Source organism: Nocardioides cavernae (assembly GCF_013410035.1).
GTDB classification, from domain to species: Bacteria; Actinomycetota; Actinomycetes; order Propionibacteriales; family Nocardioidaceae; genus Nocardioides; species Nocardioides cavernae_A.
In genome coordinates this window covers 1,137,222-1,149,897 of record NZ_JACCBW010000002.1, presented here as the reverse complement: position 1 = coordinate 1,149,897, position 12,676 = coordinate 1,137,222, and the positions used below count along the sequence as shown (strand labels likewise).

General features: G+C 71.7%; 11 protein-coding genes. 6 read left to right on the top strand and 5 right to left on the bottom strand.

Going from position 1 to position 12,676, the window contains the following annotated elements; genetic code table 11:
* Positions 1 to 18: 18 nt before the first annotated feature.
* Both F4692_RS13015 and F4692_RS13010 read right to left on the bottom strand, forming a co-directional pair.
* The gene (locus F4692_RS13015; RefSeq protein ID WP_179620039.1) at positions 19 to 1,143 is read right to left on the bottom strand and encodes an endonuclease/exonuclease/phosphatase family protein; all 1,125 of its coding nucleotides are present in this window, start codon (positions 1,141 to 1,143) and stop codon (positions 19 to 21) included.
* Positions 1,144 to 1,224: 81 nt separating this feature from the next.
* Positions 1,225 to 3,168, bottom strand: a complete 1,944-nt coding sequence (locus F4692_RS13010) for an exonuclease/endonuclease/phosphatase family protein (RefSeq protein ID WP_179620038.1) — start codon at positions 3,166 to 3,168, stop codon at positions 1,225 to 1,227.
* 194 nt (positions 3,169 to 3,362) lie between these two features.
* Between F4692_RS13010 and F4692_RS13005 the strand changes: the two genes are divergently transcribed.
* Genes F4692_RS13005 through F4692_RS12990 form a run of 4 tightly spaced genes read left to right on the top strand, consistent with a single transcriptional unit; the run spans position 3,363 to position 6,713 of the window.
* The gene (locus F4692_RS13005) at positions 3,363 to 4,646 is read left to right on the top strand and encodes a magnesium transporter MgtE N-terminal domain-containing protein (protein WP_179620037.1); all 1,284 of its coding nucleotides are present in this window, start codon (positions 3,363 to 3,365) and stop codon (positions 4,644 to 4,646) included.
* Positions 4,643 to 5,155 carry a DUF1003 domain-containing protein gene (locus F4692_RS13000; protein ID WP_179620036.1) on the top strand — a complete coding sequence of 171 codons (513 nt, stop codon included), beginning with the start codon at positions 4,643 to 4,645 and terminating at the stop codon, positions 5,153 to 5,155. The genes F4692_RS13005 and F4692_RS13000 overlap by 4 nt, the downstream gene beginning before the upstream one ends.
* A 31-nt stretch (positions 5,156 to 5,186) precedes the next feature.
* Positions 5,187 to 6,347 (top strand): Mrp/NBP35 family ATP-binding protein, encoded by a 1,161-nt coding sequence (locus F4692_RS12995; RefSeq protein WP_179620035.1) that lies wholly within the window; start codon positions 5,187 to 5,189, stop codon positions 6,345 to 6,347.
* A 33-nt stretch (positions 6,348 to 6,380) separates the two neighbouring features.
* Positions 6,381 to 6,713 carry a sec-independent translocase gene (locus F4692_RS12990; protein ID WP_179620034.1) on the top strand — a complete coding sequence of 111 codons (333 nt, stop codon included), beginning with the start codon at positions 6,381 to 6,383 and terminating at the stop codon, positions 6,711 to 6,713.
* A 4-nt stretch (positions 6,714 to 6,717) separates the two neighbouring features.
* Here F4692_RS12990 and F4692_RS12985 read toward each other — a convergent pair whose 3' ends face one another.
* Positions 6,718 to 7,254, bottom strand: coding sequence for a hypothetical protein (locus tag F4692_RS12985; RefSeq protein ID WP_179620033.1), 537 nt, complete (start codon positions 7,252 to 7,254; stop codon positions 6,718 to 6,720).
* Between the two features lie 101 nt (positions 7,255 to 7,355).
* Between F4692_RS12985 and F4692_RS21590 the strand changes: the two genes are divergently transcribed.
* Positions 7,356 to 7,970 carry a LysM peptidoglycan-binding domain-containing protein gene (locus F4692_RS21590; RefSeq protein ID WP_179620032.1) on the top strand — a complete coding sequence of 205 codons (615 nt, stop codon included), beginning with the start codon at positions 7,356 to 7,358 and terminating at the stop codon, positions 7,968 to 7,970.
* Positions 7,970 to 8,491, top strand: coding sequence for an Rv3235 family protein (locus tag F4692_RS12975; RefSeq protein WP_179620031.1), 522 nt, complete (start codon positions 7,970 to 7,972; stop codon positions 8,489 to 8,491). The genes F4692_RS21590 and F4692_RS12975 overlap by 1 nt, the downstream gene beginning before the upstream one ends.
* A gap of 3 nt (positions 8,492 to 8,494) precedes the next feature.
* On the opposite strand, the gene secA is transcribed toward F4692_RS12975, so the two are convergent.
* Together secA and F4692_RS12965 are read right to left on the bottom strand one after the other, a co-directional pair.
* Positions 8,495 to 11,356 (bottom strand): preprotein translocase subunit SecA, encoded by a 2,862-nt coding sequence (secA, locus tag F4692_RS12970; protein WP_179620030.1) that lies wholly within the window; start codon positions 11,354 to 11,356, stop codon positions 8,495 to 8,497.
* Between the two features lie 15 nt (positions 11,357 to 11,371).
* On the bottom strand, positions 11,372 to 12,604 hold the full coding sequence (locus F4692_RS12965) for a winged helix-turn-helix domain-containing protein (RefSeq protein ID WP_179620029.1): 1,233 nt from the start codon (positions 12,602 to 12,604) through the stop codon (positions 11,372 to 11,374).
* Between the last annotated feature and the right edge of the window lie 72 nt (positions 12,605 to 12,676).

The following is a 12,676-nucleotide window of genomic DNA, read 5'->3' as shown; positions in this document are numbered from 1 at the left end:
TATATCGAGCGCCCGGACCTACTCGTCGCCGGTCAGGGTGGCGGTGGAGTGCACCATGGCGTGGTCGGAGGCCCTGCCCGTGTCGGTGACGGCGTAGTCGGAGAACGCGACGCCCGTGGACCCGAAGATCCAGTCGACCTGCATCCGGGGCGGCGGGGCGCAGCCGCCGGCCGAGCTCCCGCCCGCGGCGGCGGTGAAGACGCCCCCTGCGGTGAAGCGGCAGAAGATCTCCTCGCGCTCGTTGTAGTCGCCGGTGGCGATGACCGGGTAGCCGTCGGACTGGGCCAGCTCGGTGAGGTGGGAGATCTCGATGCCCGCCGCCTCCGCACGCCAGCGGCCGTTGTTGCCCAGGCTCGGGGTGTCCGCGGGGTTGTGGAAGTTGGCGAACCAGGCGCGGCGCCCGGTCTCGTTGGACTGCAGCAACACCACCGGCATGTCGATGCGGCTGCCTCCGGCGTACGGGATCGACAGCGTGTGCGCGTCGACGAAGGTCCACACGCTGGTGCGCCAGGCGATGTTGAAGCGGACGGACTTGTTGCCGAGCGCCATCCCGGGGTAGGTCGCGTACTCACCGGCCCGGGCGGTGAAGAAGTTGTACTGGCTCTGCTCGAACTCCTGGAAGCCGACCACGTCGATGTCGTTGTTGCGCAGGGCGGCGATGGCCATGTCCATGCGCGGGCTGCCGTCGGGGAAGCCGGGCTTGTTGCCGCCCGGACCGGTGTGCGAGTCGCCGAGCACGTTGAAGCTCGCGACGCGGAACACGAAGGGCGCGGTCCGCTTGCGCAGCTGCGCCGAGACCCGGTCGGCGAGCTTGCGCTGGGCGGCGCGGAAGCGGCGTACGGACTCCTCGAGCTCCTCGGGGGCGACGTGCCCTACCTCGGCGCCCTGGTTGCCCGTCGCGTCCGGCTCCTCACCGTCCTCGCCGTCGGACCCCCCGGTCTCGGGGTCCGCGTCGTACGAGCCGGGGGTGCCGTCCTGGGAAGCGCCGACGCTGGCGTCGGTCGCCCCGCCCACCGTCGGTCCGGACCAGAACGACGCCCAGACGACGGCGGCCACGACGACCAGCGCCACCACCGGGGCCCAGACCTCCGCACGCCGCCAGCGCGGCCCGCGCGGCGTCGTCGGGGGGTCCTGGTGGGTCACGGCCAGCCTTCGTCGAGAGGTGAGCCGTGCGCCGGGGGCGCCGTCAGGGGACGGCTCGGAGGACCAAGCCTAACGCGGCCCTCAGTTGCCGGGCACCAGGAACGGGTCGTACACCTGGAAGCGCTGCTCGGGGTCCATCGACGAGCCCGGCACCGGCGGCAGGCCGAGGGTGCGGGTCACCAGGTTGGTGAGGTCGCCGACGCGGATGGGCTGGTTCCCGGAGTAGGGCGCCTGCGCCTTGCCGGGCGAGACGAAGGCCGGGTTGAGGCCGTAGAGGTCGCTGCCCGCGGGGACGCCCGGGCCGGTGACCCACATCGGCACGCGGTAGCTCTCGGCCCAGGTGCGCGAGGAGCCCTTGGACTTCTGCGCCCCGCCGGTGCCGGTGACGACGAGCAGGGTGCGCCCCGCCATCTCGGGCTGCTTGGCGATCGAGCGGCGGATGGCGGCGACCTTCTGGAACGTCTTGCGCACCGCCTTCTGGTAGGCCGGGCCGCGGAAGCCGCCGCGGAGCCCCTCGTCGAGGACGGACGACAGCTCGATGACGCTCAGTCGGGCCGGACGCTTGGCGATCCGGTCGCGCCACAGGCCGACCGCGGTCGCGTCGTCCTTCTTGATCTTGAAGGTGTCGATCTTCGCGGGGCCGTCGTCGATGCCGTAGGGGTCCTTGCCGCCGGTCTTGCGGTTCCAGCTGCGCAGGATGAGCTGGGTGTCCTGGCGGCTGGAGACGAACATCGTGCGGTGGGACATGTTGTGCGCGAGGTCGAAGATGCTCGAGACGTACTGCCCCGCCGACTGGTGCACCGTGGTCGGGAGCTTGGTCGTCGACCCGACGCCGTGACCACCGCGCTTGGGGAAGACGCGGCGACCGGTGAGGACGGACATCAGGTTCGCGTCCGGACCGGTGTTCTCGGCAACGGTGCGGGCGTTGCCGGTGGACGCGCCGTTCTCCGTCATCCGCTTGATCTCGCCCACGCTGGAGCTGCGGACGACCGTCGAGGTGAGGCCCGGCACGGCGACCACGACGACGTGGTCCACGCCGACGGGTCGCGACGCGGGAACCACGGCGTTGGCGGTGTAGAGGGGGTGGTCGCTGGTCTTGGAGACGTAGTCGTTCCACACGCGGGTGTAGGTGTTGAAGAACACGTCCTTGGTGCCCATGATCCAGTCGATCGCCCCGTCGGTGGGCGGCGAGCAGGTCGTGCCCTGGACGTAGCCGCCGCTGGCGGACCACATGTCCGAGCCCGGCGCGACCGCGCAGTAGTAGTCGCTGCCGCGCTCGTTCTTGTCACCCAGGGAGATGAAGGGCGCGTCGGGGTACGCCGCGCGCAGCTCGTTGGCGAGGGCCACCTCCATCGCGAACCCGGTGTTGCGGTGCTGCTGGGCGTTGCCGCGGGTGTCGGCCGGGTTGTGGGTGTTGAAGAACCACACCTTGCGACCGGTCGAGATGTTCTGTAGCAGCACGGCCGGCATCCGGCTCGGCACGCCGTCGAAGTAGGGGATCGGGATGGTGCGCGCCTCGAGGAGCGTCCACACGTCGGTCTTCCACCCGATCGAGTTGACCGACGGGCCGGCGGGGTTGTTGATGCCGGGGTAGGTCTGCCACGTGCTGCCCATCAGCTCGCCGAAGCGCGTGGCCTGCGGCGGCTGGAACTCCTGGAAGCCGACCACGTCGAGCTCGCGCTCCTTGAGCAGCGTCACCACGCGGTCCATCCGGACCACGCCGGAGTCCCAGCCCTTGCGGTTGCCGCCGGGCGCGGTGTGGTCGGCGCCGAGGACGTTGAAGTTGCCGAGCCGGAAGAACGTGGCGGGCGTCGTCTGGTCGACGGTGAGCGCCGCGTTGCGGGTGGTGGCGGTCGGGTCCGCCGTCGACGTGCCGGCGGACACGGTGGCGGCGCCGGCCGGTGCGGCCGGGGCGTCCGGTGCGGTCGGTGCGAGGACGACGGCGGTCGCGAGCGCGACTGCGAGCACGCCGAGGCGGCGGCGCCTGGTGGTGGACGGGCGCGGGGAGATGGTCGTGCCGGGCATTGGCTGTGGCCTCACAGTCGTCGGGGAAGTGGCGTCGTCGAGGTTGCCCGACCAGGCTGTCCCCCACACGTCCACGACGCGTCGGCACGGGCCCGATCGATGTGACAGAAGTGACTCGTGCGACGTCAGGGTACACCACCCGCACGCGCGTGGGCGGGGTTCGCGCAGCGGCCCGGCACGCTAACGTTCCCTCCGTGAGCACCACTCCGACCCGCGTCTTCGTGGCCCGGATCGTCGGACTTCCGATCTTCGATCCCCAGGGCGACCAGGTGGCCAAGGTCCGCGACCTGGTCGTCGCGATCCGCACCGAGACGAGCCAGCCGCGGGTGCTGGGCATGGTCGCGGAGGTCTTCGGGCGGCGCCGGATCTTCGTCCCGATGACACGGATCACGGCGATCGACAGCGGTCAGGTGCACACGACGGGGCTGCTCAACATGCGCCGGTTCGAGCAGCGCTCGACCGAGACGCTGGTCATGGGCCAGATGCTCGACCGGACCGTCACGATCACTGAGTCCGGCGTCTCCGGCGTGGTCTACGACGTCGCCATGGAGCAGGCCCGCAACCGCGACTGGGTGCTCTCGCGGGTCGCCGTGCAGGAGGCGAGCAAGGGCTTCCGCCGCCGCGGCCAGACCCACGTCGTGGAGTGGCGCGACGTCACCGGGCTCACCGTCCACGAGCCGACCCAGGGCGCCACCCACCTCATCGCGGCACTCAACGACATGCGACCCGCGGACGCGGCGAACATGATCCACGACCTGCCGCCGGAGCGGCGTACGGCCGTCGTGGCCGCGCTCGACGACGAGCGGCTCGCCGACGTCCTCGAGGAGCTGCCCGAGGAGGACCAGGTCGAGATCCTCGAGCACCTCGACTCCGAGCGCGCCGCGGACGTCCTCGAGGAGATGTCGGCCGACGACGCCGCCGACCTCATCGCCGACCTCAACCCCGAGACCGCCGCGACGCTCCTGGGCCTGATGGAGCCCGACGAGGCCGAGGACGTACGGCGCCTGATGTCGTACGACGACAACACCGCGGGCGCGATGATGACCCCCGAGCCGGTGATCCTCTCCCCCGACGCGACCATCGCCGACGCCCTCGCCCACGTGCGCAACCCCGAGCTCACCCCGTCGGTGGCCGCCCTCGTCTACATCTGCCGCCAGCCGCTGGAGACGCCCACCGGACGGCTCCTCGGCGCCGCCCACATCCAGCGGCTGCTGCGCGAGCCGCCCTCGACTCTGGTCGCCGCCGCGCTGGACGAGTCGATGGACCCGCTGCGGGCCGACGCCACCATGGACGAGGTCGCCGCCCACCTGGCCACCTACAACCTCGTCGCCGCGCCGGTGGTGGACGACGAGGGCCGCCTCCTCGGCGCGGTCACGGTCGACGACCTGCTCGACCACATGCTGCCCGAAGGCTGGCGCGACCGCGCGCCACGGCCCGGCAGCATCAACGGCGGACCCACCGCGGGGAGGGCCGGATGAGCGAGAGCCGTCGCCCCCGCCTCGACACTCCCCGCGAGGCCCGTCGCCCGATCGTGCGGCGCCCGACGGTCGACGCCGACGCGTTCGGTGTCTTCGCCGAGTCGTTCGCGCGCTACATGGGCACCGCGAAGTTCCTGCTGTGGATGACGTTGTTCGTCGCGGCGTGGATCTGCTGGAACGTCCTGGCGCCCGGGGACCTGCGCTTCGACGAGTTCCCGTTCATCTTCCTGACGCTCATGCTCAGCCTGCAGGCGTCGTACGCCGCTCCGCTCATCCTGCTCGCCCAGAACCGGCAGGAGCAGCGCGACAAGGTCGTGCAGGAGCAGGACCGCCAGGCCAACGCCCGCGCCCACGCGGACATGGAGTTCCTGGCCCGCGAGGTCGCCTCCCTCCGGATGGCCGTCGGCGAGGTCGCGACCCGCGACTTCCTCCGCTCGGAGCTGCGCGGGCTGATGAGCGACATCGAGGACCTGTCGCGCCAGGAGCCCGAGGACGAGCCGGGACCGTGAGGTCACGGGGCGGCTCGTAGACTTCACCATCATGAGCACCCCCACGCAGCAGCAGGTGATGGACGCCCTCGCGACCGTCAACGACCCGGAGATCAAGCGCCCGATCACGGACCTGGGGATGGTCGACTCCGTCGAGGTCGCCGAGGACGGTTCCGTCGCGGTCCACGTGCTGCTGACCGTGGCCGGCTGCCCGCTCAAGGACACCATCGACCGCGACGTGACCGCGGCCGTCACCAGGGTCCCGGGCGTCGCCTCGGTGGACCTCACCCTCGGCGTGATGACCGCGGAGCAGCGCGCCGGCCTCAAGGAGATCCTCAGCGACGGTCGCGCGCAGCGCGAGATCCCGTTCGCCCAGCCCGGCTCGCTGACCAAGGTCTACGCCATCGCGAGCGGCAAGGGCGGTGTGGGCAAGTCGTCGGTGACCGTCAACCTCGCGATCGCCATGGCCGCCCAGGGCCTCAAGGTCGGCATCGTCGACGCCGACATCTACGGCCACTCCGTCCCCGCCATGCTGGGCGTGGCCGACACGCGTCCGACCCAGGTCGACGACCTGATCATGCCCGTGCCGACCCCCAGCGGCGTGTCGGTGATCTCCATCGGCATGCTCAAGCCGCGGCGCGACCAGGTGGTCGCGTGGCGCGGCCCGATGCTCGACCGTGCACTGGTGCAGATGCTCGCCGACGTCTACTGGGGCGACCTCGACGCGCTCCTCCTCGACCTGCCCCCGGGCACCGGCGACGTGGCGATATCGCTGGGCCAGCACCTGCCGAGCGCCGAGGTCGTCGTCGTCACGACCCCCCAGGAGGCGGCCGCGGAGGTCGCCGAGCGCGCGGGCACGATGGCCTCGATGATGCACCAGCGGGTGGTCGGGGTCGTGGAGAACATGAGCTACCTCCCCTGCCCCCACTGCCCCCCGGAGGACGACCACCGCCTCGAGGTCTTCGGCAGCGGCGGCGGAACGCGGGTGGCGCAGACGCTCTCCGAGCGCTTCGGCTACGACGTCCCGGTGCTCGCGCACATCCCCCTCGACATCTCGCTGCGCGAGGGCGGCGACGTCGGCAAGCCGATCGTGGAGGCCGACCCGGTCGCCCCGGCGGCGCGCGAGCTCACCCGGGTGGCGCAGACCCTGTCCGGTCGTGGGCGCGGGCTGGCCGGGATGCAGCTCGGCCTGACTCCGTCGAGCAAGTTCTGACCCGGCCTCGGTCGAGACGCTAGGTTCTAAGGCATGTTCGACGTCGGGCTGCTCGAGCTGGCCGTGATCGCCCTCGTGGCGGTCGTGGTGCTCGGCCCTGACAAGCTCCCCGAGCTCGCCCGCCAGGCCGCCCACCTGCTCCACCGGGCGCGGGGCCTGGCCCACAACGCGCGCGACGAGCTGCGCAGCGAGCTCGGGCCGGACTACGCCGACCTCCAGCTGCGCGACCTCGACCCGCGCTCGATCGTGCGCAAGCACATCACCGAGGCGATGGCCGAGGTCGACCGCGAGCAGGCGGAGGCCGCGGCCTCGCGCAACACCCTCGCCGAGGGCCAGGTCCCGCCCTACGACGTCGAGGCCACCTGACGCGTCAGTCGTCGCGGCTCTGCACCGCGACCAGCCCGGCGTAGGGCACCAGCACGGTCCCGCCGGCGGCGCCCCGGACCTCGAGGAAGTCGGCGCCGACGCGCGCGACGTACGCCTCGTGGCGGGTGCCGTCGGCCAGGTGCAGCAGGCACCGGGCGCCCGCGTCGGCGAGGCGCCGCAGGGCGGCGCGCAGGCTGAGCCGGTCGACCGGGGACCAGGCCACCTCGGGGACCGAGCGCTCGCTGGCGCCGTGGACCGCCGACACCGCGTGGAGCGGCACGATCCAGTCCTGACCGCGGGCGGCCACCAGGCACCACTGCTCGCCGACGCGGGACAGCCTGCCCTCGACCCTGCCCACGTGGGGCACGTCCAGCGCCACCTCGTCGCCGCGGGTCGCCATCAGGCGGCTGGCCAGCGTGACCGCGGCGTACTCCGTCCTCGCACGGTCGGCGAGCTCCGCCTCCCGGTCCGACTCCCAGGCCGCCGCGGCCTGGCCCTCGAGGTCGTCGAGCAGCGCGAACAGCTCGGTCTCCCACGTCATGGCCCGAGCGTAGGCCGGACAGCACCTGTGGAGAAACCTTTGACAGCACATCTGAACCCGCTTTAGATGATGCAAACGCACGCAAACGAAAGGATCATGCGGTGTCTCGGGATCTCGTACGGTTCGGCCGTCCGTTCGCCGTCTGGCTGGTCGTCGGCGGCGCGACCGCGGCCGCAGCCGCCTCGGCGCCCGCGGCCTGGCGCGACGCGGTCCACGCGGTCGGGAGCGACCGGCCGATCGCCGTGCTGGTGGCGGGCTGCACGAGCGTGCTGGTGGTGGGTCTCGGGCGGCTCTGGCTCCTGACCACGGTCGCCGTGCGCGACCTCGCGCGCGGGTGCACGCCCGACGCGCGCACCGCCACCCGGAGGCTGGTCCTGCTCGCCTGCGGGGCCGCCGTCGCTGCCGGGACGGCCCTGCCGGCCCACGCGGGTGGTGGCGACGCGCGCGGGCTCCTGACCGGACTCGCCCTCCCCGAGCGCGCGGTGGCCCGGGCGGCCGACCCGCCCGTCGCGACCCCCGCGCTCGCGCCCTACGTCGTACGCCGCGGCGACTCGCTGTGGTCGATCGCCGTCGCCCACCCCGGGGACGGCGACACCGACGAGCGCTGGCGCGCCATCTGGGCCGCCAACCACGCCGAGGTCGGGGACGACCCCGACGTCATCCACCCGGGGCAGGTCCTGCGCCTGCCCGCCACCGACCAGGACGGAGCACGATGATGGCCACACCCGACAGCACGCACGCCGAGGTCATCGTCCTCCGGCGGTCCGGACCCGTCGCGACGAGCGTCCAGGGATCGCTGGCCCTCGACCTCACCCCGCGCACCGCTCCCCCGCGGCCGCGTCCGCGGCTGGCCCGCAGCAACGACCTCGTCCTCGCGCCCCGCGCCGAGCGCAGTCAGGTCGACGCGATCATCGCGCGCTACCTCGCAGCCGTCGTCGAGATCGCCGCGGGCGACCGACCCGTCTCACAGGTCCTGCGCCACACGCTCCCGGAGGTCTACGACGACCTGTCCCGCCGGGCGCGCACCGTGGCGGCCGCCGCGGGCACCGCGCCGGGGGCGCCCCGCGGGTCCAACCCGGCGCGCCCGGTGGTGGTCGGGGTCCGCACGGCCCTCATCCGCGCCGACGCCGTCGAGGCCAGCGCGCACGTGCGCTACGGACGCCGCTCGCGAGCGGTCGCCGCACGCTTCGAGGTCGTGCGGGACCGCTGGCAGTGCGTGGCGCTGAGCTGGGGCTGACCCTCAGCCGCCAGCGCGCGTCGTGTAGCCCGAGGCCCCGCCGGGGGCACCGTGGCAGCGCTTGAACTTCTGGCCCGAGCCGCAGGGACACAGCGAGTTGCGACCGACGCCGGCGAACGGGTCGTCCTCGGCGTCCGGAGCGGCGTGCACCTCGGCCTCGCCGTCCTCCGACGGCGCGCTGTAGGACAGGTTCCGCGGACGGCTCGGCTTGTCGAGGCCACGTGCCCGGATCGTCGGGGTGTGCTGGTGCTCCGACTCGGCGGGCTGGGCGCCCGGAGCGCGGGCGGCGGCCTGGGCGAAGTCGATCTGCGGCGTCGCCGCCGAGACCTGCGGGGCGGCCGGGGTCACCTCGTCGTCGTCCTCGACCTCCTCCTCGACCTCGACCTGCAGGTTGAACAGGAAGCCGACCGACTCCTCCTTGATGCCGTCCATCATGGCGGCGAACATGTCGAAGCCCTCGCGCTGGTACTCCACGAGCGGGTCGCGCTGGGAGTAGGCGCGCAGGTAGATGCCCTCGCGGAGGTAGTCCATCTCGTAGAGGTGCTCGCGCCACTTGCGGTCGAGCACGGACAGGACGACGCGGCGCTCGAGCTCGCGCTGCACCTCCTCGCCCATCTCGTCCTCGCGGCGGTCGTACGCCTCCTGGACGTCCTTCTGGAGGTCCTCGATGAGCTGCTCGCGGGTCAGGCCGTCCACGCCACCGGCGGCCTTGACGACGCCGTCCTTGGTGAGGCCGACCGGGTAGAGCTGACCGAGCGCGGTGAAGAGGCCGTCGAGGTCCCAGTCCTCGGCGTAGCCCTCCGTCGTGCCGCGGACGTAGCCGGCGATCACGTCGTCGAGGAAGCCGCGGATCTGCTCGCCGAGGTCGGCGCCCTCGAGGACGCGGCGACGCTCGGCGTAGATGACCTCGCGCTGGCGGCTCATCACGTCGTCGTACTTGAGGACGTTCTTGCGCGACTCGAAGTTCTGCGACTCGATGTTGGCCTGGGCGCCCGCGATGGCGTTGCTGACGCGCTTGGCGTCGATCGGCACGTCGTCGGGGACCTTGAGCACGGTGAGGATGCGGTCGACCCACTCGGACTTGAACAGCCGCATCATCTCGTCCTGCAGCGACAGGTAGAACCGGGACTCACCCGGGTCGCCCTGACGGCCGGAACGACCACGCAGCTGGTTGTCGATGCGGCGCGACTCGTGGCGCTCGGTGCCGACGACGTAGAGGCCGCCCAGCTCGCGCACCTCGTCGTGCTCGGCGGCGACCTGCGCCTTGATGCGCTCCACCATCGACGGCCAGGCCTCGTCGTACGCCTCGGGGTCCTCGACCGGGTCGAGCCCCTGCTTGCGCAGCTCCTGGTCGGCGAGGAAGTCGACCGAGCCGCCGAGCATGATGTCGGTGCCTCGACCGGCCATGTTGGTCGCGACGGTGACCGCGCCCTTGTGACCTGCGAGCGCGACGACCTTGGCCTCGTCGGCGTGCTGCTTGGCGTTGAGGACGGTGTGCGGGATGCCGCGCTTCTTGAGCAGGTTGGAGAGGTACTCCGACTTCTCGACCGAGACCGTGCCGATGAGGATCGGCTGGCCCTTCTCGTGGCGCTCGGCGATGTCGTCGGCCACGGCCTCGTACTTCGCCTCCTCGGTCCGGTAGACCAGGTCGACGTTGTCGACGCGCTGCATCGGCCGGTTCGTGGGGATCGGCGTCACGCCGAGCTTGTAGATCTTGTCGAACTCGGACGCCTCGGTCATGGCCGTGCCGGTCATGCCGGAGAGCTTGTCGTAGAGGCGGAAGTAGTTCTGGAGGGTGATCGTGGCGAGCGTCTGGTACTCCTCGCGGACGGTCACGCCCTCCTTCGCCTCGATGGCCTGGTGGAGGCCGTCGTTGTAGCGGCGGCCGGCCAGGATGCGCCCGGTGTGCTCGTCGACGATGAGCACCTCGCCGTCCATGACGACGTACTCCTTGTCGTTGCGGAACAGCTCCTTGGCCTTGATGGAGTTGTTGAGGAACGAGATGAGCGGGGTGTTGACCGAATCGTAGAGGTTGTCGATGCCGAGGTGGTCCTCGACCTTGGTGATGCCGGGCTCGAGGACGGAGATGGTGCGCTTCTTCTCGTCGACCTCGTAGTCGGTGTCACGCAGGAGGGTCCGCGCGATCTTGGCGAACTCGGCGTACCACTTGACCTCGTCCTGGGTCGGGCCGCTGATGATCAGCGGCGTGCGGGCCTCGTCGATGAGGATCGAGTCGACCTCGTCGACGATGGCGAAGTTGTGGCCGCGCTGGACGCACTCCTCGACGGAGTCGGCCATGTTGTCGCGCAGGTAGTCGAAGCCGAGCTCGTTGTTGGTGCCGTAGGTGATGTCGCAGGCGTAGGCCTCGCGGCGCTCGGCCGGGCGCATCGACGGCAGGATCACGCCGGTGGTCAGGCCGAGGAAGTGGTGCACGCGGCCCATCTGCTCGGACTGGAACTTGGCGAGGTAGTCGTTGACCGTGACGACGTGCACGCCCTTGCCCTCGAGGGCGTTGAGGTAGGCGGGGAGCACGGCGACGAGGGTCTTGCCCTCACCGGTCTTCATCTCGGCGATGTTGCCGAGGTGGAGCGAGGCGGCGCCCATCACCTGGACGTCGAAGGGACGCATCCCGAGCACCCGCTTGGAGGCCTCGCGGACGGTCGCGAACGCCTCGGGCATGATGTCGTCGAGCGTCTCGCCGTTGGACAGGCGCTCGCGGAACTCGTCGGTCATCCCGCGCAGCTCGTCGTCGGTCATCTTGACGAAGTCGTCCTCGATGGCGTTGACGGCCTTGGACACGGCCTCGAGCTCGCGGATGATCTTGCCCTCGCCGATGCGGAGCAGCTTGTCGATGATGGCAGGCACGAGTGGTAACTGTACCTACCGCCCCAACGGTGCTCCCAATGCGTGCGCCAGGTCGCCCGCGAGGCCACCGCGGGTGCCGACCACGACGTCGTCGAGCCCGAGCCAGCCGGCCAGGCGCCAGAGCTCCGCCGCGAGCTCCTCGGCGGTCTCCGGGGGCGCGGCGTCCTCGGCGAAGGCGCCCGGGACGAGCAGGACCCGGTTGGCCCGGTCGGCCTTGAGGTCGACCCGCGCGACCAGCCGGTCACCGAGCAAGAACGGCAGGACGTAGTAGCCGTGCACGCGCTTGGGCGCGGGGACGTAGATCTCGATGCGGTAGAAGAAGTCGAAGAGCGCCTCGGCCCGGTCGCGCTCCCAGACCACCGGGTCGAACGGGCTGAGCAGGGCCCGGGCGGTGACCCGTCGCGGGAGGCGGGCGTCGCGGTGGAGGTAGGCCTGCCGCTTCCACCCCTGCACGGTCACGGGGATGAGCTCGCCCGACTCCACGAGCTCGTCGACGGCGACCTTCGTGCTCGCCCTGCCGGGGGCGGGCTGGAGCCGCAGGCGGTAGTAGTCGGCCAGGCAGGCGGCGCTGGCGACGCCGTGCGAGCGGGCGGCGCGGCGTACGAGCTCGGTGACCGCCTCCTGCTCCGTCGGGGTCGGGGCGTCGAGGACCGCCGCGGGCAGCACCCGCTCCGGCAGGTCGTAGACGACCTCGAACTGGCTGGTGCGCCCGGCGATGGCGACGTCGCCCACGAGGAAGAGGTAGTCGAGCACCTTGCGTGCCTCGGACCAGTTCCAGCCCCAGTGCTCCCTGGTGCGGGGGCCGGTGCTGAACTCGTCCTCCAGGTCGCGTGCGGTCACCGGACCGCGATCGCGGACGGCGGCGAGCACCCGCTGCTCGAGGTCGGGGTCGGAGGCGACGAAGCCCCACTTGCCGCGCTCCGAGCGGTACTTCTCCATCCGGTGGCGCATCAGCGGCCAGAGCTCGACCGGCATCAACGCCTGCACGTGGGCCCAGTACTCCACGACGCGGCGTGGCCGGCGCTCGGCGGCGCGTCGCAGCAGGTCGACGTCGTAGGGCCCCATCCGCGAGTAGAGCGGCATGAAGTGGGCGCGCTGCAGGACGTTGACCGAGTCGACCTGCAGCACGCCCGTGCGGGCGAGGGTGCGGTCGAAGGTCCTCGTCGACGGCGTGGCGTGCGGGCGGTCGCAGAACCCCTGCGCGGCCAGCGCGATGCGTCGGGCCTGGAGCCGGGTCAGCTGGTCCACCGTCCGTACTCAACCAGAGCGGACCGACAGCGGGTCTCGATACGACCCGACACGTCCTCGCAAGCTCGGACG